This window comes from Pseudomonas sp. PGPPP1, assembly GCF_002255865.1.
GTDB classification, from domain to species: Bacteria; Pseudomonadota; Gammaproteobacteria; order Pseudomonadales; family Pseudomonadaceae; genus Aquipseudomonas; species Aquipseudomonas cremoris.
This window is the reverse complement of sequence record NZ_NKIG01000031.1, coordinates 1-25,022: the sequence shown is the minus strand read 5'-3', so window position 1 is coordinate 25,022 and position 25,022 is coordinate 1. Positions and strand designations below refer to the sequence as shown.

Below are 25,022 nucleotides of genomic sequence, written 5' to 3'. Positions count from 1 at the left end.
ATAGGGCCCACCCCTTGGCCTTCGTACACTGATACCTCAGAGGGGGAAACCAACGATGCACAACAGTGAAGGCGTAGTCAGCGCCATGTCCCAGGCCAACGACCCCGGGCAGGCGGCTGAAGAGTTGGCCCGCCAACTGCTGCATCCGTACCTGGGGTTTGTGCTGTTTTTCTGCTCCGCCTCCTACGACCTCCAGGCCCTGGGCCAAGCCCTGCAACAGTGTTTCGGCAATGTGCGCGTAGTGGGTTGCACCAGCGCCGGCGAGATCACGCCCCAAGGCTACGACCGCAATTGCATCACGGCGGTGGGCTTCAACCATGCGCATTTTTCCATCGCCACCGAGCTGATCGACCAGGTGGAAAATTTCAGCCTGATCGGCGCCCAGGACATGGTCGAACGCCTTGTGGGCGGCTGCCGCAGCAATACGCTCGCGCCGATCAAGGGCAACACCTTTGCCCTGACCTTGCTCGACGGCCTGTCCAGTCGCGAAGAGATGGTCCTCGCCGCCCTCAGCGCAGCCTTGGGGGATATTCCGCATTTCGGCGGCTCGGCGGGGGATGACAACTTTCTCACCCACACCCACGTGTACTTCAACGGCGTGTTCCACAGCGGCGCGGCGGTGGTGGTGCTGGTCAATACCTGGCTGGATTTCGAGGTGTTCACCACCCACCACATCCTGCCGCGCACGGAAAAACTGGTGGTGACCGGCGCCGATAGCCCGTCGCGCCGGGTGTTTGAACTCAATGCCGAACCCGCCGCCGAAGAGTACGCGCGGCACATCGGCGTGGCGGTGGCCGACCTTGACCACCGCATCTTCGCCGCCCACCCGTTGGCGGTGCGCATCCACGACCAGTACTACATACGTGCGATCCAGCAGGTGCACGAGGACCTCAGCCTGAGTTTCTACTGCGCGGTGGAGAACGGCATTGTGCTGACCGTGATGAAACCCGGCCCGATCCTGCCCAACCTGGAAGCCTTGTTCGACGGCCTGCAATCGCGCCTCGGCGATCTGTTGCTGACCATCGGCTGCGACTGCTTTTTGCGCCGCCTGGAGCTGGAAGACAGCGGCGACCTGGAACAGATCGGCCGCTACCTGCAGGGCCAGCGGGTGATGGGCTTCAACACCTACGGAGAACAGTTCAATGGCATGCACATCAACCAGACCTTCACCGGGGTCGCCATTGCCCGTGGCCGACGCTGAACTGCTCGCCCAGGTCTCCCGGCTGCAGCAGGACAACCGCAAGCTTGCGCGGATCAATGCGGCGCTGATCGAGCGCATCGAGTCCGGCATGACCCAGGGCAACAACCCGTACACGACCTTCCAGCATTCGGTGGTGCTGGCCGAGCAGGTGCGCGAACGCACCGACGCGCTCAACCAGGCAATGGCCGAACTCAAGGCCAGCAACCACTTGCTGATCAACGCCCGCCTGCGTGCCGAAACACTGCGTGGCGAACAGGCTGCCGCGCAAAAGGCCCAGGAAAGCGAACGCTGGATTCGCTTGATCACCGACAACGTACCGGCGCTGATCGGCTACCTGAATGCCGACCTGGTCTACGAGTTCACCAATAAAGTCTATGAAGAATGGTACTGCTGGCCGCGCGGCATGATGCTTGGCCAGAGCCTGCGCGAAGTGCACAGCGAACAGCACTGCCAACGCCTGGATGCCTACGTCACCCGCGCCCTGGCCGGTGAAAGCGTGACCTTCGAATTCGCCGAAACCAACATCAACAACCAGGAGCGCTACATGCTGCGTTCCTATGTGCCGAACATGCTGGCCAGTGGCGAAGTGGTGGGGATCTTTGTGTTGATCCGCGACATTACCGAACGTCGCCGCACCGCCGAAGCCTTGCACCAGGCCTATCAACATCTTGAACAACGGGTGGCCCAGCGCACCTCGGAACTCACCTCGCTCAATGACCAACTGCTCAAGGAAATCGACGAGCGCCGGCGCATGGAAACCCGCCTGCGCGAAGCCAAGTTGGAGGCCGAGCAGGCCAACCTGTCGAAGACCAAGTTCCTCGCTGCCGTCAGCCATGACCTGCTGCAACCGCTCAACGCCGCCCGGCTGTTTACCAGCGCACTCTTGGAACGCCCCAGCGAAACCCTGGTGCGCAACGTGAGCAATTCCCTGGAAGACGTGGAAAACCTGCTGGGCACCCTGGTGGATATTTCCAAGCTGGACGCCGGGGTGATCAAGGCCGATATCGCCCCGTTCGCCCTCAGTGAACTGCTGGACAACCTCGCCGCCGAGTACACCGAACTGGCCCGCGCCGAAGGCCTGCAATTGCACTTTGTCGGCTGCTCGGCGCTGGTGCGCAGCGACATCCAGCTGCTGGCGCGGATCCTGCGCAACCTGCTGAGCAATGCGCTGCGCTACACCTACAAGGGCCGCGTGGTGCTCGGTTGCCGCCGCCAGCACCAGCGCTTGTTGATCCAGGTGTGGGACAGCGGCATGGGCATTGCCGAAGAACGCTTGGAGGAAATTTTCCAGGAGTTCAAGCGCGGCGATGTGCAGCGCCCGGACCAGGATCGCGGGCTCGGCTTGGGCCTGGCCATTGTCGAAAAAATCGCCGGGATCCTGGGGCACCGCATCACCGTCAAATCCTGGCCGGGCAAAGGCTCTATGTTTTGTGTGGAAGTGCCGCTGAGCGCCACCGCACCCAAGTCACTGCCGATGCCGTGCATGAGCGAGCCGATGCTGGAACGCCTGCAAGGCGCGCGGGTGTGGGTGCTGGATAACGACGCGGCGATTTGCGCCGGCATGCGCACGCTGCTGGAAGGCTGGGGTTGCCGGGTGGTCACCGCCTTGTCGGAACAGGACCTGGCGCGGCAGGTGGACAACTACCATGCCGAGGCCGATTTGTTGATTGCCGACTACCACCTGGATGACGACCAGAACGGCGTGGACGCCGTGGCACGTATCAATGCCCGGCGCGGCAGCGCGGTGCCGGCGTTGATGATCACGGCCAACTACAGCAATGAGTTGAAGCAGCAGATTCGGGAGTTGGGGCATACGTTGATGCATAAGCCGGTGCGGCCGATGAAGTTGAAAACGGCGATGAGTCACCTACTCGGCAAATAAACACCGAACCCTCATCCAATGGAGATCAACTGTGGGAGCTGGCTTGCCTGCGATAGCGGTGTATCAGTGATACATGTGCAAGCTGACCCACTGCTATCGCAGGCAAGCCAGCTCCCACATGTTGACCGCACTCTCCTGAGGCATCAGCGGCGCAGGTACGAGCCGAAGTCGATGTCCCCGGCACTCAGGATCGCCTGCACCCGGTTATGCACATTCAACTTGCGCAAGATCGCCGACACATGGGCCTTCACCGTGGTCTCGGCAATTTCCAGCGTATAGGCAATCTGCTTGTTCGATTCCCCCTTGGTCATGCGCTCCAACACCAGCAACTGCTTGCGCGTCAGGGCCTGCAGCAGTTCTGGCGCAAAGCTCGGGTTGTCGTTGAGGCGGCGTTGGCTGGGGTTTTTCTGGGTGCGGATGATGTCTGGCGGCAGGTACACGTTGCCGTTGAGAATCTGCTGGATCGCCTCGGTCATTTGCAGGCGCGGCGAGGACTTGGTGATAAAGCCTACGGCGCCGTAGGTGATGGCTTGCAGCACGATCTGCTTGTCTTGCTCAGCCGAGACGATCACCACCGGAATCGTCGGCGACTCGTTGCGCAGGTTGATCAGGCCGTTGAGGCCGTGCATGCCGGGCATGTTCAGGTCCAGCAGGATCAGGTCAAGGTCGTCATGGTCCTGGGTCAGGGCGAGGGCGCTGTCCAGGTCGGCGGTTTCCATCACGTCACTGCCGGGGAAACCGTCGCTGATCACGTTGTGGATCGCTTCGCGAAACAGCGGGTGATCGTCGGCGATCAGGATTTTGTACATGGCCGTTCACCTTCTTGTTGTGGTTTTTTATTCAAAGGGTTCGGGTGTTGCAGCCATCAATGGCAGTTTTGCCGCTTCCCATGCGTCCAAGCCGTCGCGATACCAATACACAGAGGTATAGCCCAGTTGGGTGGCTCGTTTTACCGCGTTCCAACTCAGCCAGCAATCGGAGCGGCAGTAGAAGACCACCGGCTTGCTCATGTTGCCGCTGGTGAATTTATACAGGTGCCGCACGAAGTAGCCTTGCCATTCAGGCGTGAGGTCGCCGTCACCGGTATTGGCCAGCCAATGGCTGCCCGGCAGGTTGGCATGGGGCTGGTCTTCGATGAAGCGGCCTTGCAGCCATTGGCGGCGGTACACGTCGATCAGCACCGGCGCCGGGGTCTGCTCGAGCAGGGCTTGCAGGGCCGGGGTGTCGACGATGGTCGCACCCGGCAGGTGATCGGGCGTGGGGCTGCGGTACAGGCTGATGCGATAGCCGTCAGCGGAAAACAGCGGGGTGTCGGCCTGGGCGTTGAGACAGAGCAGGCACAGCAAGGCCAGCAAGGGCAGTCGGGCGGGCAGCATGGCGGTGAAATCCTTATCGTTATACCGCCATTACACGCCAGTCCCGCTGCCTTGGGAATGCGACGATAGACACGAAAACCAGTACCAAAGTAGTAGATCAGCTCTTTTTGCGCAGCGCGGCATGTTGTGGGTTGAACGTCAGCACCGCCAACACTACGAACACCACGGTCAGGCCTAGGCATACCGCCAGGGCCAGGCCGGCAAAGCGTTCATACAGGGCAAAGCGCACCAGCTCCACCGCGTGGGTGAACGGGTTGATCGCGCACAACCAATACAGCCACTCGCTGGAGTCACGCATTTTCCACAGCGGGTAGAGTGCTGACGACATGAAAAACAGCGGGAAGATCACGAAATTCATCACCCCGGCGAAGTTCTCCAATTGCCGGATCGCGTTGGACAGCAGCAACCCCAGCGCACTGAGCATCAAGGCCACCAGCAGCAGCGCCGGCAAGGCGATCAACAAACCCATGGCCGGAGGCTGTACGCCATACACCCAGGCAATCGCCAGGAACCCGTATACCTGCAACAGCGAAATCAACGAGGTAGCCAACAGCTTGCTGCACAGCAGGAACGTGCGTGGCAACGGGCTGGTGAGCAGCACGCGCATGCTGCCCATCTCGCGGTCATAAACCATCGACAACGAGCCTTGCATACCGTTGAACAACAGGATCATGCAGGCCAGCCCTGGGATGATGTACACCTCGTAGGGGATGTAGGTGTCGTAGGGCTCGATCACCGAAATACCCAGCGCCGCCCGAAAGCCTGCGGCGAATACCAGCAGCCACAGCAGCGGCCGCACCAAGGCGCTGAGAAAGCGTGTGCGCTGCAACACGAAGCGCAGCCATTCGCGCAGCACGATGCCGTTGAAGCATTGCCAGTAGGCGTTCATGCCGGGGCTCCTTTAGTGGTCACGCGCGCGAACAGTTGGCTCAGGTCGTCGCCTTGTTCCAGCAGCAGGTCGTCGAGCTGCCCGCTGGCGACCAGACGGCCCTGGTGCAGGATCATCAAGGCATCGTCGGCGTCTACTTCGTCGAGCAGATGGGTGGTCCATAGCACGCTGATGCCCTGTTCCTGGCACAGTGTGCGCACATGTTGGTTCAGCGCCAAACGGCTGGCCGGGTCGAGGCCGACGCTGGCTTCATCGAGCAACAGCAGGCGCGGCTCATGCAGCAGGGCGCGGGCGATTTCTACTCGGCGCCGGTGGCCGCCGTTAAGTTCGCGGACCTTTTCCCGGCGCCGCTCGCCCAACGCCTGGCGGGCCAGTTCGGCCTCGACCCGCAACCCGGTTTCGCGGCGTGAAAGGCCATGCAGCGCGGCGTGATAACGCAGGTTCTGTTCGACGCTGAGGTCCAGGTCCAGTGTGCTTTGCTGGAACACCACGCCGAGTTGCTGAAGTGCTGCGCGGGGGGCCTCACGCAATGAATAACCCCCGACGCGAATGTCCCCACTCTGCAAGTCATACAGGCGTGTGAGCAACGCAATCAATGTCGATTTGCCCGCGCCATTGGGCCCCAGCAGCGCGGTAAATCGGCCGGGGGCCAGGCTGAAGTTCACATCCACCAAGGCGTTGCGTGCGCCGTAGGCAAAGCTGACGGCACTGACGTCAAGCGCGTTCATGGCGTGACCACCACGCCCCACGGGTAACGCCCGACCTTGACCGACTTGATCACCTTGAGGCTGTCCACATCGATCACCGACACGTCGCCGCTCACGCCGTTGGTGGCCAGCAGTTGTTTTTCATCCGGGGTAAATGCCATTTGCCACACGCGCCGGCCCACCAGCAGGTAGTCAAGGACCTCGAACGTCTTGGCGTCGATCACGGCCACGTGATTGGCAGGTCCCAGGGCGACGAAACCGTATTTGCCGTCGGCACTGAGCTTGATGCCCACCGGCTGTACCTTGTCCGGGTGCACGCCTTTGATCTTGAAGGTCAGGGTCTTGAGGACCGCGCGGCTGGCCACATCGAGGATGGTCACGGTGCCGCCGATTTCCGCCGAGGCCCACAGCTGCGAGCCATCATGGTTGAACTCGACAAAACGCGGGCGCTGGTCCACCAGCGTGCTGTCGGCCAGGGTCTGGGTGCTGGTGTCGATCCAGTGCAGCATGTTGGTGGTTTCGCTGGTGTTCACCGCCCATTTGCCATCCGGGCTCACGGCCATGCCTTCGGGCTCCACGCCGACGTTGACCTGGGCGAGCACCTTGGAGGTTTCGGTGTCGATCACCGTGACCAGCGCATCGTCTTCGTTGGAAACGTACAGCCAGCGGTTGTTGGGGTGCAGGGCAAATTGCTCGGGGTCTTTGCCGGAGGGCAGCTCCTTGATGATCTTGCGCGTGGCCACGTCCATTACCTGGACCCGGTCAGAATCGCTGGCGCAGATGTACAGCAGCTTGTTGTCGTGGGACAGCAGCAGGCCGCGAGGGCGCTGGCCGACCTTGAGCGTGTCGGTGACTTGCAGGGTCTGCATGTCGATCAGGCTCAGGCTGTTGTCTTTTTCGTTGGAGACCCAGGCCGTGGCGGCCACGGCATGTCCAGCGGCAAGCAGCAGGGCGCAGGAGAGCAGGGTGCGGCGCATGGCGTATTCCTTATTGTTGTTGTCAGGCTTCAGGGAAAGCGGCAGGTCACCTCGGGCTTGTCATAGCCCAGGCTGTCCATTTCATTGAAGGGGTGCAGGAAGCCGTCCTGGGGCGAGGTGCTGACCAGGGCGCGGGGTTGCACAATCGGGATCGGTTGGCGCAGCTCGCCATTCCATGGGCGGTAGCTGAGCTTGCGGCCCTTGAAACCGTCCAGGGGCAACTGGTCGCTGATCTCCAGTTGGCGGATGCTCATCGGGTCTGCCTGGCGCAGCTTGCTCACTGCGCTGGCGACGCTGCGCACGGCCATCCAGGCGGCGAAGTCGCGGTCATTCATCCAGCGCCCGGCAAGGGCTTCGAAGCGTTTTTGCAGTTGGGCGGCGCCGTAGGTTTCCACGGTTTTGTGCCAGCCAGTGGGCGTCAGGCCCTGGGTACCCGCGACCGGGCGCGGGTACCAGGTCTGGTAGGGCACGTACTCGCCAAAGTCACCGCGCTCGTCGGCCACCAGCACCACATCGTATTCGGCGGTCTGGGTGAACAGCGGCATATCGGCCTGGGCGCTGCGGCGCTGGTCGTTGTCAAAGCGCCAGGCCTTCTCGGCCACCAGTTTGACGCCAAAGCGCTTGGCCGCGCGGCGCAGGGCGGCGGCGTAGGCTTGGTCATCTTCGGTGGGGCCGACAATCAGCAGTGCCTTTTGCCATTTACGCGTTACCAGAAACTGGGCCAGAGCATCAGCGAGCATCGCCCGGCTCGGCAGGCTGTGCAGCACGTTGCCCAGGCAGTCGGTGCTGCGCAGGCTGTCATCCGGGCTGCCGGCGTTGAACAGCAGGCTGTCGGGCATTGCAGCACTGAGTTGACGCAGGCTGGCAGCGGGGGCGTTGACCACGAACAGGCGCAGGCCTTGGTCGTGTTGTTTTTGCGCGGCAGCGAGCAGCGCCTCGGGGCTGTCCACTGTTGCATCAACCAGGCTGTAGCGCTGATTGAGAAAAGCCCCGGTGCTGTTGCTGTCGATGATCGCCAGCTCGGCGCCGCGCAGGCCTGCATCGACAGGTTCGGGAATCACGTTGGAGAGCAGCGGCCCCGGGTCGGGCCGATAGCCCAGGTAGCCGAGCTGCACCTGCAACGGCGGCTCAGCCGCTTGACCGACGGTGGCCCAGGCGACTGCCAGCAGGCAGATCACGGCGTAAGGGGGCAGCTTGCGCATAAGGCACTCCATGACAGGTAGCGCCAGCATATAAACCCACCGGATCACTGCAAATATGCAGAAAGTAGCGCTGGGGCAGTACCAAGGTAGTAGCCCGCCGTGTGCGGTGCGGTCTTAGCATGGGGCTCAACTGTGCGGTTCGGGAATTGGCTATGTCGGCGCTCTGGCGGATCAACCTGTGGGTCTGCGGCTTCTTCGCCCTGGTGACCTGCGCCTGCACGGCACTGCTGATGCACCAGGCGTTGGCGGATGTGGAGCGCGAGCTGCAATCGGCCGAAGCGGTGGTGCACTACCTCAGTGAAACCGCCGAGCGCGATCCCGCCAGCCTGCAACCGCGCCTCACTGCCAGCCTGCGCCATGTGCGCGTGGATTGGCTGGCCGCTGATGAGGCCTTGCCTGTGGCGGACCAGGATGGCCTGGATGCCTGGCTCGGTCGCGTACTGTTTGCCGATGCCAGCCACAGCGCCAAGGTGCTTGACCTGGCGGATGGTCGGCGCGTCTCCATTGGGGTCGACCCGCGTGATGAGATCGACGAAGTCTGGGATTCCCTGCAGCAACTGTTGGCTGTGTGCGCCATGGCGTTGGCCCTGAGCCTGTTGACCATCCGCTGGGCAGTGCGTCGGGGCATGCGCGTGCTGGATGAATTGCTGCTGGCTCTGCAACAGGTGTGCAGTGGCCGCCTGAATGTCCGCCTGCGCTGCGCAGGGGCGCCGGAGGCGCAGCAACTGGCCCTGCATTTCAATCGTATGACCGACGCCCTGGAGCAAGCCCGTCTCGACAATGCGCGGCTGACCCAGACGCTGCTGGCGGTGCAGGAGCGAGAGCGGACTCACCTGGCCCAGACCCTGCACGATGACCTTGGCCAATACCTGGCCGGCATCCGGGCCCAGGTGTGCCTGTTGCCGTTGATCGCGCATCAACCCGAGACACTGGCGCGCACCGTGCACCTGCTGGAAGGACACTGCGAACACTTGCAGCAGGGTTTTCGCGTGCTGGTCCACGATCTCTACCCGGTGGCCCTGCAACACCTGCCGATGTCCGAAGCGTTCGCCATGCTGGTGGCGCAATGGCGCGCCAGTCACGGCATCGACTGCCAACTGCAGGTCAGCGCGGCGCTGCCGCCGTTGTCCCCGGCCAGCAAGACCCACCTCTATCGGTTGCTCCAGGAAGCCTTGACCAACATCGTGCGCCACGCCGATGCCAGCCAGGTGCGCGTGCGCCTGCAACACCGTGGTTCGCGCTTGCGCCTGTGGGTGCGCGACAACGGCCACGGCGCGCAACAACCCCAGCGCCCCGGCGTTGGCCTGTACTCGATGTACGAGCGTGCGCGCTGCCTGGGCGGCGAGTTGAAGATCCTCAGCCACCCCGGAGCCGGTTGGGCGCTGGCGTTGAACATGCCTGTGGAGGGCTTATGAATATTTTGTTGGTGGATGACCACGCCGTGGTGCGCCAAGGCTATGCCAGCCTGCTGCGCGCACTGTTGCCGGCGGTTGAAGTGCGCGAGGCGGCCAGTGGCGAAGAAGCACTGACGCGGGTGCACGAAGCGGTCCCGAACCTGGTGATCATGGACTTCGGCCTGCCCGGCATCAGCGGCCTGGAAACCACCCGACGCCTGCGCCAGCGCCTGCCCCAATTGCGCGTGCTGTTTTTCAGCATGCACGATGAACTGCCCCTGGTACGCCAGGCGCTGGATGCAGGTGCGGCGGGCTACCTGACCAAAAGCTCGGCGCCCCAGGTGTTGATCGAAGCCGTGCGGCGCATCCTCGACGGCCACGCCTATATCGAACAGCCATTGGCCACCCAGTTGGCCTGCCAACCCACCGACCCGCGCTTGCACAGCATGACCCCGCGTGAGCTCGAGATCTTCCTGATGCTCGCCAAAGGCACCCCGGCGCGACAGATCGCCGAGCAACTGAGTATCAGCAGCAAGACCGTGTCCAATCACCTGACGTTGCTCAAGAGCAAGTTGCAGGTGAGTTCCCATGCCGAACTGGTGCATGTGGGGATTGATATGGGGGTGGTGCGGGTGGCGGGCTGATTTTTGCCTGATGTACACCGAATCCTGTGGGAGCTGGCTTGCCTGCGATAGCGGTGTGACAGTCGATGCATATGCTGGCTGACCCGCCGCTATCGCAGGCAAGCCAGCTCCCACATTTGGTTCTCAGTGCCCTACCGATCCCAGGTCGTCGGGCAATCCGTGCAACCTTCCATATTCGCATCCTGGAAATTCGCATAGTGCTGTCGACTGCCCGTGAGCGTGGCTTTTTCCAGGTTGCTTTCGCCGAACTTGGCTTCCTGTAGATTCGCATCGCTTAAGTCCGCGCCTTGCAGGTCAGCCTTGCTCAACCATGTCATTTCCAGGTCCGCCGCACGCAGGTTGGCCTTGTGCATCTTTGCCCCCGACAGCCTTGCGAATTGCAGGTAGGCGGTGCTCAGGTTGGCGTTTTCAAATTGCGCGCCCTGGGCAAACAGTCCCCAGCCTTGTACCGCCATTAGCGTGGCACCGGTGAAGTCGGCCAGGCGCAGGTTGGCTTGTTGCAGGCTGGCGCGGGTGAGGTTGGCGCCTTGCAGTTGGGCTTTTTCCAGGTTGGCAAGATCCAGGTTGGCGTGGCGCAGGTCCGCATCGCGCAGATCGGCGCCGGCCAGGTTCATGCCGCTGAGGTTCTGGTTACGCAGGTTGGCACCCTTGAGGTTGGCACCGGGGCATTGGCTGTGTTCGGCGAGGGTGCAGCCGTTGATGACGAGGGGGGCGTCGTCGCCGTCGTCGGCGTGGGCCATGGGGAGAGATAGCAGGACCAATAAAGGAAGTATTTTCATCACAAGACCTGTAGTGAGCGGGCTTGCCCCGCGCTCGGCTGCGTAGCAGTCGCAAAGCCTGAGTGCACGGTAGCGCTGAAGGAATGCCGGGGGCCGCTTCGCAGCCCAGCGCGGGCGGTGCGACGATTCGACGAGCCCGCTCACTACAAAGAGCGACCCCCGGCATGTTCGTTGGAGGTTACTTCTGGGCGGTTTTCTGATCCCAACTCGGGATCTTGAACACCCAGAACGACCCGCCCTGTGCCACCGGTTTGGTCAGCTCGGCCATGTCACCGCCCCACAGCGGCACTGCGCCGCCGTAGCCGACCGTCACGCCGATGAACTGCTCGCCATCCTGTTCCCAGGTGATCGGCGGGGAGACGATGCCGCTGCCGGTCTGGAACTTCCACAGCTCCTTGCCGGTTTTCGCATCGAAGGCCTTGAAGAAGCCGTCGCCGGTGCCGGTGAACACTAGGTTGCCCTTGGTTGCCAGTACGCCGGCCCACAGTGGCAGGTGCTCCTTGTGCTCCCACACCACCTTGCCGGTGGTCGGGTTCATCGCGCGCAGGGTGCCGACGTGGTCGTCATACATGCGCTTGATGCGGAAACCCATGCCCAGGTACGCCGAGCCCTTCTTGTAGTTGACCTCTTCGGTCCAGTATTCCTCTTTCCACTGGTTGCCCGGGATGTAGAACAGGCCGGTGTCCTGGCTGTACGCCATCGGGTTCCAGTTCTTGCCACCGAGAAACGGCGGCGAGACTTCCACCGGCTTGCCCTTGGTTTCACCCGGTAATGGCTTGGCCGGACGCTGGCCTTCGTTTTCCACGGGGCGACCGGTTTTCAGATCGATGTGGCTGGCCCAGGTGATGTTGTCGACAAACGGGAAGGCGTTCTGCAGCTTGCCGTTGGTGCGGTCCACCACATAGAAGAAGCCGTTGCGGTCAGCGTGGCCGGTGGCCTTGGTGACCTTGCCGTCTTTGTCCTTGTAGTCGAACAGCACCAGCTCGTTGTTGCCGGAGAAGTCCCAGGCGTCGTTCGGCGTGTGCTGGTAGAACCACTTCACTTCGCCGGTGCTTGGGTCTACGCCAACTTGGCCCGAGGTGTAGAGGCTGTCGAAGTCGTGCGGGTTGCCGTCCTTGGACGTTCGCGCCCAGGTGTTCCACGGGCCGGGGTTACCGGCGCCGACGATGATGGTGTTGGTCTCGGCATCAAAACTTGCACTCTGCCAAGGCGCGCCGCCGCCGTGGCTCCAGGCCTCGACCTTGCCGGTTTCGGTGGTCGGGTCATCCGGCCACGAAGGCGCCTTGACGTCGCCGGTGGGAGTGCTGTCCTTGCCGTTGAGGCGGCCCATGTGGCCCTCCACGAACGGACGCATCCACACTTCTTCACCCGTATCGGGGTCGCGGGCATACAGCTGGCCGACTACGCCGAATTCATCGCCGGAGCTGCCGTGGATCAGCAGCACCTTGCCGGTGACTTTGTCTTTGATCAGCACGGGCGCGCCGGTCATGGTGTAGCCAGCGGCGTGGTCACCGAACTTCTTGTTCCACACCACTTTGCCGGTGTTTTTGTCGAGGGCGATCAGGCGCGCATCGAGGGTGCCGAAGTAGATCTTGTCGCCGAAGATCGCGGCGCCCCGGTTGACCACGTCACAGCACGGGCGAATGTTGTCGGGCAGGCGGTGGTTGTAGGTCCAGAGGCGCTTGCCGGTCTTCGCGTCGAGGGCGAATACGCGCGAATACGAGCCGGTGACGTACACCACGCCGTCGCTGACGATGGCCTGGGATTCCTGGCCGCGTTGTTTCTCGTCGCCAAAGGAATAGGACCAGGCCGGTGTGAGCTTGAACACGTTCTTGTCGTTGACCTGGGCCAAGGGGCTCCAGCGTTGGGCATTGGTGCCCATGCCGTATTGCAGCACGTCCTTGGTGGTCAGGTGGTCGTTGGCAATGTCTTCCCAGGTGACGTTGCGGGTTTGCTTGGCGGCAGGTTCGGCGGCGGCAAAGCTCGCCGCACTGAAGGACAAGCTGCCCACCAGCAAAAAGGCTTGCACGGCAAGGCTCAGAGGGGAGCGGGAGGGTAGCGATCTTATTGTCATGGTTTGCAGTTCCCAGTGGAGGTTTTGGCCTGCACAGGGTGGTGCGCCGGGGCGGTGGCTGGATACGGAAAAATTCCCGCTGTTGCCGGGAAGACTTCCCGAACCGCCTCTGATTTGGACGTGCCCCACAAGCCCTACTACCAAGGGAGTAGGGTGCGGCCACCAAAGCAGCATACGGCCCTGGCCCGGCGGTTTCTAAGATGGTTGCCATAACCTCGAACCATGGGGTTTGCGTGCAATCTGAGAGGACAAAAATAATGACAACAAAACGCAACGCTCTGCTGGTGGCCGGCCTGTTGGTGAGTGTGATCGGTGTGGGTAACGTCTGGGCCCATGGCAACGTGGTGCCGCAAGCGGTGGAGACCCAGGGCCTGACGCCGATCAAAGACGCGGGCGTGCCGGTTGACGGCGATGGTTGGGCCGCCACCAACCCGTATCGCAAGTCCCCAGAGCACGACAAGGCGGTAGAGATCGGTTCATCCGCCTACAACCAGAACTGCGCGGCGTGCCACGGGCTGGAAGCCAAGTCCGGCGGCATTGCGCCTGACCTGCGCATGCTGGATGTCGGCGACGCCGGCGATGAGTGGTTTGTCGAGCGCGTACGCCACGGCGCCGTGCGTGACGGCCGAGTGTATATGCCGAAAATGGCCGACTACCTGAGCCAGGAAGCCCTGTGGGCCGTGCGCACTTACCTGGATTCCGTGCACGTCGAGGAGTAAGCCATGCGCCTGTTCAGCATCGTGTTCGGCCTGGCCTTGCTGTGTTGCCAGGTGGCACAGGCGCAGGTGCGCAGTTATGACCAGATGATCGCCGCCGGCGAGTTGAAGGTGGCGGTGTACAAGGATTTTGCGCCCTACAGCTTCGACGACGGCGGCACGCCACGCGGTGTGGATGTGGAATTGGCCCAGGCGCTGGCCAAGGCCCTCGGCGTGCGGTTGAGCCTGATCTGGGCCCCGGCCGGTGAGAAGCTCGACGACGACCTGCGCGACTACATCTGGCGCGGCAGCCCGTTGCATAACCAGCAACTGGCTGACCTGATGATGCGCGCCCCGTATGACCACGACTACGCGCAAAAGCGCAACGACCAGGGCGAGCTGGAAAACGGCCATGTGGTGATGTTCGGGCCGTATCAGAACGAACAATGGCAGGTGGCCTACGACCGCCGTCGCCTCGACAGCGTCGCCAGTGTGGCAGTGTTCGAAACGCATCCCATCGGCGTCGAAGTCGACAGCGTGCCGTCGTTCTACCTCACCTCGGTGTTCAACGGCATGCTGGCCGGCAAGACCCATCACTATCCCGGCGTGCCCCAAGCCTTTGCGGCGATGAAGGCGGGGGAGGTCGATGCGGTCATGGCGATGCGTGGCGAGATCGACTGGCAAGTCTTCAAGGCCGCCGACCCGCAACTGGCCCTGGCGGAAAACGCCTACCCGAACATGGGTAGGCAGCGGTGGGAGATCGGCATGGCGGTGCATGAAAGCAACCGGCAGTTGGCCTACGCCGTGGAAGAGGCACTGGAAGGCCTGATCCGCGACGGCACCGTGCAAACCCTCTACAGCCACTATGGGCTGCGTTACGAAGTGCCCGAGATGTACCAATGAACTGGCGGCTGATGTGCCTGTTGGTGTGCGGGTTGCCATGGGCGGCCCAGGCCACCGAGGTTGATCCGGTGCCGTCGGTGATGTGGTCGTTCTATCACAAGCAGTTTTTGAACAGTGCGCCGTTTGTGTTCGACGATCAGGTCAAGCTGCTGGCGCCGCCGTTCGCCGAAGATGCGCGCCAAGTGCCGTTGGAAATCGATGCGCGAGCGTTCAAGGGGCGGGTGGTGCGGATCGTTGCCTGGGCCGAGTTGAACCCGTTGCCGAAGATCGTCGACTTCCAGCCCAAGGCCGGGGTGTTGCCCTGGCTGTCGATCCGTATCCGCATCGAGCAGGCCACGCCGTTGCGCGCCGCCGTACTCACCGATGACGGAATGTGGCATGTGGGTTCCACCTTGATCGACGCCGCTGGTGGTGGCTGCACCGCGCCGAGCGTGGTGCGTACCCAGCCGGGTTGGGAAGAGCATATCGGCGAAGTGCTTGGCGGGCGTTACCCGCGTGGCGAGTTCAGTCGCCTGCGCGTGCAGGTGGCGCATCCGATGGACAACGGCATGGTCAGCGGCATCCCCGAGTTCTACATCAATCACGCCCAGTTGCTGGGGGACAAGGGTCAGGTCATGGCCGAGCTGGAGTTGTTCCCGGCGGTCAGCGAAAACCCCAACCTGGCCTTCGATATCGAAGGAGCCGGGCAGACGCGGTTGGTGCTGCGCGACAACAGCGGCAATGAATTCGACGCGGCCATTCCCTGACCAGAAGGAGCGCGGCATGCGCTGGATACTGTTGTTATGCGTGGGCCTGAGCCTTGCCGCCCATGCTGATCTGGAATACGCCCTGAAACCGCGCCAGATTGCCGATGACACCTGGCTGCTGGAAGGCAGTACCGACAATTTTGCCAAGGCCAACGGCGGCAATATCGTCAATGTCGCGTTCATCGTCACCCAAGCCGGTGTGGTGGTGATCGACACCGGGCCGTCCAAACGCTACGGAGAAGCCCTGCGCCAAGCCATCGCCAGCGTGACCGCCAAGCCGGTGATCCAGGTGTTACTGACTCACCATCACCCCGACCATGCCCTGGGCAATCAAGCCTTCAAGGATGTGCCCATCGGCGCCTTGGCCGACACCACGCGGCTGTTGCATGAGCAGGGCGAGAGCATGGCCGAAAACCTGTACCGCATGGTCGGCGACTGGATGCGCGGCACCGAAGTGGTGTTGCCAACCCAAGTGCTGGAACCCGGTGTGCGTACCTTTGGCAACCACGATTTGCGCCTGGTGGCGCTGACCGGGCACACCGGCGCTGACTTGGCGATTCTCGACCAGACCACCGGCGTGCTGTTTGCCGGCGACCTGGTGTTTTACCAGCGCGCCCTCACCACGCCCAACAGCCCGGGGCTGGCCGCCTGGCTGGCCGACATTGCTACCCTGCAAGGCCTGCCCTGGACCATTGTGGTGCCCGGCCACGGCCCCATCGCCACCGATGCGCAACCCTTCGAGCAGATGCGTGACTACCTGACCTGGCTCGATCAATTGCTGCGTGACGGCGCCGCCCAAGGCAACGACATGAGCGAGATGATCCGCAGCCCCATCCCTGAGCGGTTTGCCTCGGTGAACCTGAGCCGCTACGAGTTGATTCGCAGCGTCAGCCACCTCTACCCGCGTTACGAGCGTGAGCAGATGCAACGTGTGGACGGCCAGTCCCCCCTACTAAGGAACTAGCAAACTCGATACTGCGGTCAATTGTGACGATGGCCCCTGCGCCCAAGAATCTGCACCAGACCGGGAAAATTTCCCGGGTATAACAAAAAACCGCAGAGGTAGCCGTCATGACCCAACCCGCACGCCGCCAACCCTTCGCCTTGAGTGTGTTGCTCGGTGCCATCCTGTTATCCGGCCAGGCGCTGGCCGCTGTCACCGACCAGGACATTCTCCAGGACCCGAAAAACCCGGAGCAGATCGTCACCAACGGCCTGGGCGTGCAGGGCCAGCGCTACAGCCCGCTGGACACGCTGAACGTGGACAACGTCAAGGAACTGCGCCCGGTCTGGGCGTTTTCCTTTGGCGGCGAGAAACAGCGCGGCCAACAGGCGCAACCCATGATCAAGGACGGGGTGATGTACCTCACCGGTTCTTACTCGCGGGTGTTTGCGGTGGATGCGCGCACCGGCAAGAAACTTTGGCAATACGACGCACGCCTGCCCGACGACATCCGTCCCTGCTGTGACGTGATCAATCGGGGCGTGGCGCTGTACGGCGACCTGGTGTTCTTCGGCACCCTCGACGCCAAGCTGGTGGCCTTGAACAAAGACACCGGCAAGGTGGTGTGGAGCAAGAAAGTCGCCGATCACAAGGAAGGCTACTCCATCAGCGCAGCGCCCTTGGTCATCAACGGCAAGCTGATCACCGGCGTGGCCGGTGGCGAATTTGGCGTGGTGGGCAAGATCGAAGCCTACGACCCGAAAAACGGCGAGCTGTTGTGGAGCCGACCCACCGTCGAAGGCCATATGGGCTACGTGTACAAGGACGGCAAGGCCGTTGAGAACGGCATCTCCGGCGGTGAGGCAGGCAAAACCTGGCCGGGCGATCTGTGGAAGACCGGCGGCGCAGCCCCTTGGCTGGGCGGCTTCTATGACCCGGAAACCAACCTGCTGCTGTTCGGCACCGGTAACCCGGCACCGTGGAACTCCCACCTGCGCCCTGGCGACAACCTCTATTCGTCTTCGCGCCTGGCGCTGAACCCGGATGACGGCACCATCAAATGGCACTTCCAGAGCACCCCCCATGACGGTTGGGACTTCGACGGCGTGAATGAGTTGATCTCATTCAACTACACCGAAGGCGGCAAGGAAATCAAAGCAGCGGCCACCGCCGACCGCAACGGTTTCTTCTACGTGCTGGACCGCACCAACGGCAAGTTCATCCGTGGCTTCCCGTTTGTCGACAAGATCACCTGGGCCACCGGCCTGGATAAGAACGGCCGGCCGATCTACAACGAAGCCAGCCGCCCCGGCGCCCCAGGCAGCGAAACCAAGGGCACCTCGGTGTTCGTTGCCCCGGCGTTCCTGGGGGCGAAAAACTGGATGCCGATGGCCTACAACCGCGACACCGGGCTGTTCTATGTGCCGTCCAACGAATGGGGCATGGACATCTGGAACGAAGGCATCGCCTACAAGAAAGGCGCGGCGTTCCTTGGCGCTGGTTTCACCATCAAGCCGTTGAACGAAGACTACATTGGTGTGCTGCGGGCGATTGACCCGAAAACCGGCAAGGAAGTGTGGCGCCACAAAAACTTCGCGCCGCTGTGGGGCGGGGTGCTGACCACCAAGGGCAACCTGGTGTTTACCGGTACGCCAGAAGGCTTCCTGCAAGCGTTCAATGCCAAGACCGGTGAAAAAGTCTGGGAGTTCCAGACCGGCTCCGGCGTACTCGGCTCCCCGGTTACCTGGGACATGGACGGCGAGCAATATGTGTCGGTGGTCTCTGGCTGGGGCGGCGCGGTGCCGCTGTGGGGCGGCGAGGTCGCCAAGCGGGTCAAGGACTTCAACCAGGGCGGCATGCTCTGGACCTTCAAACTGCCCAAAGAGCTGGTGGCCAAGCACTAGTTCTACGACCAAATAACAATAACCCCCCTGCCAACGGCGCATTCGCCGGGCAGCGGGGGCTCTTTACTATCGGGTCATCGCCTGTTGACCGACAGGCCCGGACCCCGACAGAGGCCTCATCATGATCTACGCACAACCCGGCACCCCTGGCGCCGTCGTCAGCTTCAAGGCGCGTTACGGCAATTACATCGGCGGTGAGTTTGTCGCGCCTATCGATGGCAACTACTTCACCAACACTTCGCCGGTCACCGGTGAAGTCATCGCCGAATTCCCGCGCTCCAGCGCCGCCGACATCGACAAGGCCCTCGACGCCGCCCACGCCGCTGCCGACGCCTGGGGCAAAACCTCGGCCCAGGACCGCTCGTTGGTACTGCTGAAAATTGCCGACCGCATCGAGCAGAACCTCGAAGTGCTGGCCGTGGCTGAAACCTGGGACAACGGCAAGGCCGTGCGCGAAACCCTCAACGCCGACGTGCCGCTGGCCGCTGACCACTTCCGTTACTTCGCCGGGTGCATCCGTGCCCAGGAAGGCGGCGCGGCCGAGATCAACGAACTGACCGCCGCGTATCACTTCCATGAGCCCTTGGGCGTGGTCGGGCAGATCATTCCGTGGAACTTCCCGCTGCTGATGGCCGCATGGAAACTGGCGCCGGCGCTGGCTGCCGGTAACTGCATCGTGCTCAAGCCGGCCGAGCAGACGCCGCTGTCGATCATGGTGTTCGCCGAGCTGATCAATGACCTGCTGCCGCCGGGCGTACTGAACATCGTGCAAGGCTTTGGCCGCGAAGCGGGGGAGGCGTTGGCGACCAGCAAGCGCATCGCCAAGATCGCCTTCACCGGCTCGACCCCGGTGGGCGCGCACATCATGCATGCCGCTGCCGAGAACATCATTCCGTCCACCGTAGAGCTGGGCGGCAAGTCGCCGAACATCTTCTTCGAAGACATCATGAAGGCCGAGCCTGCGTTTATCGAAAAGGCCGCTGAAGGCCTGGTTCTGGCGTTCTTCAACCAGGGCGAAGTGTGCACCTGCCCGTCGCGGGCGCTGGTGCAGGAGTCGATCTATGACGACTTCATGAAAGTGGTGATGCAGAAAATCGTCAAGATCAAGCGCGGCAACCCGCTGGACACCGAGACCATGGTGGGTGCCCAGGCGTCCGAGCAGCAATACGACAAGATCCTGTCCTACCTTGAAATCGCCAAGCAAGAAGGTGCGGTACTGCTGACCGGCGGCGCGGCCGAGCGTTTGGAGGGCGACCTGTCCAGCGGTTATTACATCCAGCCGACCCTGCTCAAGGGCCACAACAAGATGCGCGTGTTCCAGGAGGAAATCTTTGGCCCGGTGGTGGGCATTACCACCTTCAAGGACGAAGCCGAAGCCCTGGCGATTGCCAACGACAGCGAATTTGGCCTGGGCGCTGGCTTGTGGACCCGCGATATCAACCGTGCGTACCGCATGGGCCGGGCGATCAAGGCTGGGCGCGTATGGACCAACTGCTATCACCTGTACCCGGCGCATGCGGCGTTTGGGGGCTATAAAAAATCCGGTGTGGGGCGTGAGAACCACAAGATGATGCTCGATCACTATCAGCAGACCAAGAACCTGTTGGTGAGCTACGACATCAACCCACTCGGGTTCTTCTGACAAAACGCGGTCAAAACTGTGGGAGCTGGCTTGCCTGCGATAGCGGTGTATCAGGTACAAATAAGTAACTGGTCCACCGCTATCGCAGGCAAGCCAGCTCCCACATTTTGATCTCTGCATGCCTGAGACCAATGCACTGTTCCAACTCCTTCGAAAGTAGCATTCGCCTCCCACATCCCCCATGCATTAATGACCTGACCGGAATCTTCCGGCACAACAAGAGGAACGCCCCATGTGGACTAAACCCGCGTTTACCGACCTGCGTATCGGCTTTGAAGTGACCATGTACTTCGCCAGCCGTTGATGTACCCCCGGCCAGCCTTGCGTTGGCCGGGACCGTTTGGGAGATGCCTCTTTGGTCTGATTGCAATCGCGGCCGGATCGGTTAGTGTGGAGCGCATTCTTCCAAAATAATAAGAACAGGCTTTCCAATGAGCCAGACTCTGAGCCAACTGCGTAAATTCGTCTCTCCTGAAATCATCTTTGGTGCCGGCTGCCGGCACAACGTCGGCAACTACGCGAAGACCTTTGGTGCGCGCAAGGTGCTGGTGGTCAGTGACCCCGGGGTGATCGCCGCCGGTTGGGTCGCCGATGTGGAAGCCAGCCTGCAAGCCATCGGCATCGACTACTGCCTGTACAGCGCCGTCTCGCCCAACCCCCGCGTTGAAGAAGTGATGACCGGCGCCGAGGTGTACCGCGAAAACCACTGTGACGTGATCGTCGCCATCGGCGGCGGCAGCCCCATGGACTGCGGCAAGGCCATCGGCATCGTAGTCGCCCACGGACGCAGCATTCTCGAATTCGAAGGCGTGGACACCATTCGTGTGCCCAGCCCGCCGCTGATCCTGATACCGACCACGGCAGGCACCTCGGCGGATGTCTCGCAGTTCGTGATCATTTCCAACCAGCAAGAGCGCATGAAGTTCTCCATCGTCAGCAAGGCGGTGGTGCCGGACGTGTCGCTGATCGACCCGGAAACCACCGCCAGCATGGACCCGTTCCTGTCGGCCTGTACCGGCATCGACGCGTTGGTGCATGCCATCGAGGCGTTCGTGTCCACCGGGCATGGCCCGCTCACCGACCCTCATGCGCTGGAAGCCATGCGTCTGATCAACGGCAACCTGGTGCAGATGATCGCCAACCCGACGGACATTGCCCTGCGCGAAAAGATCATGCTCGGCAGCATGCAGGCCGGGTTGGCGTTCTCCAATGCGATCCTTGGCGCGGTGCACGCCATGTCCCACAGCCTCGGCGGCTTCCTCGATTTGCCCCACGGCCTGTGCAACGCGGTGCTGGTAGAGCATGTGGTGGCGTTCAACTACAGTTCGGCACCGGAGCGTTTCAAGGTGATTGCCGAGACCTTTGGCATTGACTGCCGGGGCCTGAACCATCGGCAGATCTGCGGGCGGTTGGTGGAGCACCTGATCGCGTTGAAGCATGCGATTGGCTTCCACGAAACACTCGGCCTGCATGGGGTGCGCGTGGCGGATATTCCGTTCCTGTCCGAGCATGCGATGGATGACCCGTGCATCCTGACCAACCCGCGAGCGTCGAGCCAGCGTGACGTCGAGGTCGTCTATGGCGAAGCACTCTGACGACCCGCAACGTGCGCTTTCAGCGCTGTTGGGCTTGGGCGACCAGTCGGCGCGCAAGAGCCACTACCCGGAACTGACCGCACGGCTGGATGAACTGGAAGCCGAGCGCAACCGCTATATCCGCCTCAACGACGAGCTGGAGCAGCGCGTTGCCGCCCGCACCGATGAACTGTTGGAAGCCAACCTCAACCTGCAACAACAGATCGCCCAGCGTGAACGGATCGAGCAGGACCTGCGCGATGCCCGCGATGCCGCCCAAGCCGCCAACCGCAGCAAGGACAAGTACCTCGCCGCCGCCAGCCATGACCTGTTGCAACCGCTCAATGCCGCACGTTTGCTGATCGCCACCTTGCGCGAGCGCACGTTGCCCGACGTCGAGCAGGTGCTGGTGGAACGCACGCACCAGGCGCTGGAGGGCGCCGAGGATTTGCTGACTGACTTGCTCGACATCTCGCGGTTGGACCAAGCGGCAGTCAAACCAGACGTGGCGTTGTACCGCCTGGACGAGGTGTTTGCGCCGCTGGTCTCGGAGTTTCAATCGGTGGCCCAGGCAGCCGGATTGAACCTGCGGGTGCACACCGGCAGCTATGCGGTGAGTACGGACCTGCGGCTGCTCACACGCATCCTGCGTAATTTCTTGAGCAATGCCTGCCGCTATACCGACGAGGGTTGCGTCCTGATGGGTGCACGCCGCCGCGGTGATTACCTGCGGCTTGAGGTGTGGGACACCGGGCGCGGGATTGCGGCGGATCGGCTGGAGGCGATTTTCCTGGAGTTCAACCAACTCGACGTTGGTCGTGCTGCGGATCGCAAGGGCGTGGGGCTGGGGTTGGCGATTGTGGAGCGCATCGCCGAGATCCTCGGTTATCCGATTGCCGTGCGTTCCTGGCCGGGGCGAGGCTCGATGTTCAGTATCGAAGTGCCCCTGAGTGACGAGATGCCGCTGCCGATCAGCCAACTGCCGGTGCTGCCGACCACCGGCAACCCACTGCCGGGGCGGCGGTTGCTGGTGATCGATAACGAAGTGAGCATCCTCGACAGCATGCAGGCGCTGCTCGGTCAGTGGGGGTGTGAAGTGCTGACCGCCACCGATCAGGCCGGCGCGTTGCTGGCGTTGCAGGGCAGGGCGCCGGAGCTGATCCTGGCGGATTATCACCTTGATCATGGGGTGGTCGGTTGCGAAGTGGTCAAGCATTTGCGCGAGCATTTCGGGTGCAAGATCCCGGCGGTGATCATTACCGCCGACCGCACCGACCAATGCCGCCGCGCCTTGCGTCGTCTTGAAGCGCCGTTGCTGAACAAACCGGTCAAGCCCGGCAAGTTGCGGGCGGTGTTGAGCCAGTTATTGGCCTAGGTCAATGCGTCGCAGGAGGCGTTGCCCTATGCTCAAGGCCTGATCTAGAGCCTTGGAGCATCCCATGAGCGCGGCACCCTTCAAATTACCCCTGGGCCTGGTGGTCGCCGTATTGGTGATGGCTGGCGTGCTGCTGTTGCCGCTGCCGGCCGACTTGCCGGTGGCCGGGCATCGCATGCTGGCGATCCTCGCGTTTGCCGTGGTGGTGTGGATCACCGAGGCGGTGTCCTATGAAGCCAGCGCGATCATGATCACCTCGCTGATGGCGTTTCTGCTGGGCACCGCCCCGTCGTTGCAAGACCCCGCGCACCTGATCGGCACCAGTCCGGCGATCAGCATGGCGCTGACCGGGTTCTCCAACCCGGCGCTGGCGTTGGTGGCAGGCGCGCTCTTTATCGCCGCTGCCATGACCCACACCGGGCTGGACCGGCGTATTGCACTGGTGACCCTGAGCCGGGTGGGCACCAGCACCCGGCGCATCCTGCTGGGGGCGATTGCGGTGACCATCCTGCTCAGCCTGGTGGTGCCCAGCGCCACGGCGCGCAGTGCCTGCGTGGTGCCGATCATGATGGGGGTGATTGCCGCGTTCGGCGTGGATAAACGCTCGAACATCGCCGCCGGCATCATGATCGTGGTGGCCCAGGGTACCAGCATCTGGAACGTCGGCATCCAGACCGCCGCTGCGCAGAACCTGCTCACCGTGGGCTTCATGGACAAGATGCTCGGCCAGCGCGTGTCGTGGATCGACTGGCTGATCGCGGGCGCGCCGTGGGCGTTGATCATGTCGGCGGTGTTGTTGTTCTTGGTGCTCAAGCTGCTGCCGCCGGAAACCGACAGTATTCCAGGCGGCAAAGAAGCGGTGGCGCAGTCGCTCGTGGAGATTGGCCCGATGACCGGGCCGCAGAAACGCCTGCTCACCGTGTCCGTGCTGTTGCTGCTGGCCTGGGCCACGGAAGGGCGCCTGCACAGCTTCGACACCACCTCGACCACTTATGCAGGCCTAGTGTTCCTGCTGATGCCAGGGATCGGCGTGATGACCTGGAAGGATGTGCAGTCGCGCATTCCGTGGGGCACGGTGATTGTGTTTGGCGTGGGTATCAGCCTGGGTACGGCGTTGCTGACCACTCAGGCGGGGCAGTGGCTGGGTTCTCAAGTGGTGGCGCACACCGGGTTGGATCAAGTCGGGCCGTTGGGTGTGTTTGCGATTTTAGGTGTATTCCTGATCTTGATTCACTTGGGTTTTGCCAGCGCCACGGCGTTGACCTCGGCGTTGCTGCCGATATTGATTGCGGTGTTGCAGACCTTGCCGGGGGATTTCAGCCGGTTGGGCATGACCATGTTGCTGGGGTTTGTGATGAGCTACGGGTTTATCCTGCCGATCAATGCGCCGCAGAATATGGTGTGTTTGGGAACCGGGACGTTCACGGCACGGCAGTTTGCCAAGGTGGGGATTTTGGTGACGCTGGTGGGGTATGGGTTGATGCTGGTGTTTGCTGCGACTTATTGGAGTTGGTTGGGTTGGATCTGATCCTCTATGGTGGTGGGTTGGTTGGTGTACATATCCGTTTTTTAGGTAACGGCTGATTATGGTTTCGCTCTTACAGCGACTCACTTTTGGAAAAGAGCCCGGAATGCCGGCCCAGCCAAAAGTAAGCAAAAGGGCTCTTGCCCCAACACTCGGCACCTCGCTTAGGCTCGGTGTGCCCTCACTCCGGCTTTGGAGCGTGGGCCGCCGCGATGGGCCATCCCTGGCCCAGCGCGGCTAACCCGGCGTCCTGCCGGGTTACCCACGCTCCAAAGCCTGCGTTCGGCCAGCGTGTTTGACGGGGCGCTTATAGATCAAAAGCAAGAGCGCGGCGGCCTTAGAGCCGACCGAGTTTTCAGTCGAAGTGAGTTCAAATGTGGGAGCTGGCTTGCCTGCGATGCAGGCAACTCGGTACATCAGGCATACCCGGTTGATGCCATCGCAGGCAAGCCAGCTCCCACAGAAAAGCAGATTTCACAGGGCAAGGAAGTCGGACGCGGTCAAAAAATGTGGGAGCGGGCTTGCTCGCGAATGCGGTGGATCAGCCAATGAATGTGTTGACTGACACACTGCATTCGCGAGCAAGCCCG

General features: G+C 62.3%; 22 protein-coding genes. 14 read left to right on the top strand and 8 right to left on the bottom strand.

All coding sequences use genetic code 11. The annotated features are described in order from the left end of the window. The first annotated feature begins 55 nt into the window (after positions 1-55). Together nosP and CFE47_RS25890 are read left to right on the top strand one after the other, a co-directional pair. Complete coding sequence (gene nosP / locus CFE47_RS25895; RefSeq protein ID WP_286841406.1) at positions 56-1,201, top strand: nitric oxide-sensing protein NosP; 1,146 nt, start codon at positions 56-58, stop codon at positions 1,199-1,201. Next, positions 1,143-3,083, top strand: a complete 1,941-nt coding sequence (locus CFE47_RS25890; RefSeq protein WP_502695518.1) for a PAS domain-containing hybrid sensor histidine kinase/response regulator — start codon at positions 1,143-1,145, stop codon at positions 3,081-3,083. Before nosP ends, CFE47_RS25890 begins: the two co-directional genes overlap by 59 nt. Positions 3,084-3,226: 143 nt before the next feature. On the opposite strand, the gene CFE47_RS25885 is transcribed toward CFE47_RS25890, so the two are convergent. From CFE47_RS25885 to CFE47_RS25860, 6 genes are all read right to left on the bottom strand, one after another. Next, a complete protein-coding gene (locus tag CFE47_RS25885) occupies positions 3,227-3,892 on the bottom strand; it encodes a response regulator transcription factor (RefSeq protein ID WP_185710486.1) in 666 nt (221 codons plus the stop codon). 27 nt (positions 3,893-3,919) lie between these two features. Continuing rightward, positions 3,920-4,459, bottom strand: coding sequence for a PQQ-dependent catabolism-associated CXXCW motif protein (locus CFE47_RS25880; RefSeq protein ID WP_286841405.1), 540 nt, complete (start codon positions 4,457-4,459; stop codon positions 3,920-3,922). Between the two features lie 97 nt (positions 4,460-4,556). Continuing rightward, positions 4,557-5,348 carry a lanthanide ABC transporter permease protein PedC gene (locus tag CFE47_RS25875; protein WP_286841403.1) on the bottom strand — a complete coding sequence of 264 codons (792 nt, stop codon included), beginning with the start codon at positions 5,346-5,348 and terminating at the stop codon, positions 4,557-4,559. Beyond that, the gene (locus CFE47_RS25870; RefSeq protein ID WP_286841401.1) at positions 5,345-6,076 is read right to left on the bottom strand and encodes a lanthanide ABC transporter ATP-binding protein PedB/LutE; all 732 of its coding nucleotides are present in this window, start codon (positions 6,074-6,076) and stop codon (positions 5,345-5,347) included. The genes CFE47_RS25875 and CFE47_RS25870 overlap by 4 nt, the downstream gene beginning before the upstream one ends. Beyond that, the gene (locus CFE47_RS25865; protein ID WP_286841400.1) at positions 6,073-7,032 is read right to left on the bottom strand and encodes a YVTN family beta-propeller repeat protein; all 960 of its coding nucleotides are present in this window, start codon (positions 7,030-7,032) and stop codon (positions 6,073-6,075) included. Before CFE47_RS25865 ends, CFE47_RS25870 begins: the two co-directional genes overlap by 4 nt. A 29-nt stretch (positions 7,033-7,061) precedes the next feature. Then, positions 7,062-8,234, bottom strand: coding sequence for a lanthanide ABC transporter ABC transporter substrate-binding protein PedA1 (locus CFE47_RS25860; protein ID WP_286841398.1), 1,173 nt, complete (start codon positions 8,232-8,234; stop codon positions 7,062-7,064). 152 nt (positions 8,235-8,386) lie between these two features. Between CFE47_RS25860 and CFE47_RS25855 the strand changes: the two genes are divergently transcribed. After that, complete coding sequence (locus CFE47_RS25855; RefSeq protein WP_286841396.1) at positions 8,387-9,649, top strand: sensor histidine kinase; 1,263 nt, start codon at positions 8,387-8,389, stop codon at positions 9,647-9,649. Continuing rightward, positions 9,646-10,272 carry a response regulator gene (locus CFE47_RS25850; RefSeq protein WP_286841394.1) on the top strand — a complete coding sequence of 209 codons (627 nt, stop codon included), beginning with the start codon at positions 9,646-9,648 and terminating at the stop codon, positions 10,270-10,272. Before CFE47_RS25855 ends, CFE47_RS25850 begins: the two co-directional genes overlap by 4 nt. 131 nt (positions 10,273-10,403) lie before the next feature. Here CFE47_RS25850 and CFE47_RS25845 read toward each other — a convergent pair whose 3' ends face one another. Then, positions 10,404-11,051 (bottom strand): pentapeptide repeat-containing protein, encoded by a 648-nt coding sequence (locus CFE47_RS25845; RefSeq protein ID WP_286841393.1) that lies wholly within the window; start codon positions 11,049-11,051, stop codon positions 10,404-10,406. A 178-nt stretch (positions 11,052-11,229) separates the two neighbouring features. Then, positions 11,230-13,125 carry a quinoprotein ethanol dehydrogenase gene (gene exaA / locus CFE47_RS25840; protein WP_286841391.1) on the bottom strand — a complete coding sequence of 632 codons (1,896 nt, stop codon included), beginning with the start codon at positions 13,123-13,125 and terminating at the stop codon, positions 11,230-11,232. 257 nt (positions 13,126-13,382) lie between these two features. On the opposite strand from exaA, the gene pedF reads away from it, so the two are divergent. The 10 genes from pedF (at position 13,383) to CFE47_RS25790 (ending at position 24,435) form a co-directional block, all read left to right on the top strand. Beyond that, on the top strand, positions 13,383-13,844 hold the full coding sequence (gene pedF / locus CFE47_RS25835; RefSeq protein WP_286841389.1) for a cytochrome c-550 PedF: 462 nt from the start codon (positions 13,383-13,385) through the stop codon (positions 13,842-13,844). 3 nt (positions 13,845-13,847) lie between these two features. Next, positions 13,848-14,723, top strand: coding sequence for a substrate-binding periplasmic protein (locus CFE47_RS25830; RefSeq protein WP_286841387.1), 876 nt, complete (start codon positions 13,848-13,850; stop codon positions 14,721-14,723). After that, positions 14,720-15,469, top strand: a complete 750-nt coding sequence (locus CFE47_RS25825) for a quinoprotein dehydrogenase-associated SoxYZ-like carrier (RefSeq protein WP_286841385.1) — start codon at positions 14,720-14,722, stop codon at positions 15,467-15,469. Before CFE47_RS25830 ends, CFE47_RS25825 begins: the two co-directional genes overlap by 4 nt. 16 nt (positions 15,470-15,485) lie before the next feature. Further along, complete coding sequence (locus tag CFE47_RS25820) at positions 15,486-16,433, top strand: quinoprotein relay system zinc metallohydrolase 1 (RefSeq protein WP_286841383.1); 948 nt, start codon at positions 15,486-15,488, stop codon at positions 16,431-16,433. Between the two features lie 107 nt (positions 16,434-16,540). Next, positions 16,541-18,316 (top strand): PQQ-dependent methanol/ethanol family dehydrogenase, encoded by a 1,776-nt coding sequence (locus CFE47_RS25815; RefSeq protein WP_286841381.1) that lies wholly within the window; start codon positions 16,541-16,543, stop codon positions 18,314-18,316. A 121-nt stretch (positions 18,317-18,437) separates the two neighbouring features. Next, the gene (gene exaC, locus CFE47_RS25810; protein WP_286841379.1) at positions 18,438-19,958 is read left to right on the top strand and encodes an acetaldehyde dehydrogenase ExaC; all 1,521 of its coding nucleotides are present in this window, start codon (positions 18,438-18,440) and stop codon (positions 19,956-19,958) included. Between the two features lie 232 nt (positions 19,959-20,190). Then, positions 20,191-20,262 carry a pyrroloquinoline quinone precursor peptide PqqA gene (gene pqqA / locus CFE47_RS25805; protein WP_010209364.1) on the top strand — a complete coding sequence of 24 codons (72 nt, stop codon included), beginning with the start codon at positions 20,191-20,193 and terminating at the stop codon, positions 20,260-20,262. A gap of 127 nt (positions 20,263-20,389) precedes the next feature. Continuing rightward, positions 20,390-21,553 (top strand): alcohol dehydrogenase-like regulatory protein ErcA, encoded by a 1,164-nt coding sequence (gene ercA / locus CFE47_RS25800; RefSeq protein WP_185706362.1) that lies wholly within the window; start codon positions 20,390-20,392, stop codon positions 21,551-21,553. Continuing rightward, a complete protein-coding gene (locus CFE47_RS25795; protein ID WP_286841377.1) occupies positions 21,537-22,907 on the top strand; it encodes an ATP-binding response regulator in 1,371 nt (456 codons plus the stop codon). The genes ercA and CFE47_RS25795 overlap by 17 nt, the downstream gene beginning before the upstream one ends. Positions 22,908-22,971: 64 nt before the next feature. After that, complete coding sequence (locus CFE47_RS25790; protein WP_286841375.1) at positions 22,972-24,435, top strand: DASS family sodium-coupled anion symporter; 1,464 nt, start codon at positions 22,972-22,974, stop codon at positions 24,433-24,435. Positions 24,436-25,022 lie beyond the last annotated feature (587 nt).

Excerpts from the sequence above, each read along its gene's own strand:
- CFE47_RS25820 (WP_286841383.1), top strand. The coding sequence starts at position 15,486 with ATGCGCTGGATACTGTTGTTATGCGTGGGCCTGAGCCTTGCCGCCCAT.
- exaA (WP_286841391.1), bottom strand. The coding sequence starts at position 13,125 with ATGACAATAAGATCGCTACCCTCCCGCTCCCCTCTGAGCCTTGCCGTG.
- CFE47_RS25870 (WP_286841401.1), bottom strand. The coding sequence starts at position 6,076 with ATGAACGCGCTTGACGTCAGTGCCGTCAGCTTTGCCTACGGCGCACGC.
- CFE47_RS25825 (WP_286841385.1), top strand. The coding sequence starts at position 14,720 with ATGAACTGGCGGCTGATGTGCCTGTTGGTGTGCGGGTTGCCATGGGCG.
- nosP (WP_286841406.1), top strand. The coding sequence starts at position 56 with ATGCACAACAGTGAAGGCGTAGTCAGCGCCATGTCCCAGGCCAACGAC.
- CFE47_RS25830 (WP_286841387.1), top strand. The coding sequence starts at position 13,848 with ATGCGCCTGTTCAGCATCGTGTTCGGCCTGGCCTTGCTGTGTTGCCAG.
- CFE47_RS25855 (WP_286841396.1), top strand. The coding sequence starts at position 8,387 with ATGTCGGCGCTCTGGCGGATCAACCTGTGGGTCTGCGGCTTCTTCGCC.
- CFE47_RS25795 (WP_286841377.1), top strand. The coding sequence starts at position 21,537 with ATGGCGAAGCACTCTGACGACCCGCAACGTGCGCTTTCAGCGCTGTTG.
- CFE47_RS25880 (WP_286841405.1), bottom strand. The coding sequence starts at position 4,459 with ATGCTGCCCGCCCGACTGCCCTTGCTGGCCTTGCTGTGCCTGCTCTGT.
- CFE47_RS25815 (WP_286841381.1), top strand. The coding sequence starts at position 16,541 with ATGACCCAACCCGCACGCCGCCAACCCTTCGCCTTGAGTGTGTTGCTC.
- CFE47_RS25890 (WP_502695518.1), top strand. The coding sequence starts at position 1,143 with ATGGCATGCACATCAACCAGACCTTCACCGGGGTCGCCATTGCCCGTG.
- CFE47_RS25875 (WP_286841403.1), bottom strand. The coding sequence starts at position 5,348 with ATGAACGCCTACTGGCAATGCTTCAACGGCATCGTGCTGCGCGAATGG.
- exaC (WP_286841379.1), top strand. The coding sequence starts at position 18,438 with ATGATCTACGCACAACCCGGCACCCCTGGCGCCGTCGTCAGCTTCAAG.
- CFE47_RS25845 (WP_286841393.1), bottom strand. The coding sequence starts at position 11,051 with ATGAAAATACTTCCTTTATTGGTCCTGCTATCTCTCCCCATGGCCCAC.
- CFE47_RS25790 (WP_286841375.1), top strand. The coding sequence starts at position 22,972 with ATGAGCGCGGCACCCTTCAAATTACCCCTGGGCCTGGTGGTCGCCGTA.
- CFE47_RS25865 (WP_286841400.1), bottom strand. The coding sequence starts at position 7,032 with ATGCGCCGCACCCTGCTCTCCTGCGCCCTGCTGCTTGCCGCTGGACAT.
- CFE47_RS25860 (WP_286841398.1), bottom strand. The coding sequence starts at position 8,234 with ATGCGCAAGCTGCCCCCTTACGCCGTGATCTGCCTGCTGGCAGTCGCC.
- ercA (WP_185706362.1), top strand. The coding sequence starts at position 20,390 with ATGAGCCAGACTCTGAGCCAACTGCGTAAATTCGTCTCTCCTGAAATC.
- pedF (WP_286841389.1), top strand. The coding sequence starts at position 13,383 with ATGACAACAAAACGCAACGCTCTGCTGGTGGCCGGCCTGTTGGTGAGT.
- CFE47_RS25885 (WP_185710486.1), bottom strand. The coding sequence starts at position 3,892 with ATGTACAAAATCCTGATCGCCGACGATCACCCGCTGTTTCGCGAAGCG.
- CFE47_RS25850 (WP_286841394.1), top strand. The coding sequence starts at position 9,646 with ATGAATATTTTGTTGGTGGATGACCACGCCGTGGTGCGCCAAGGCTAT.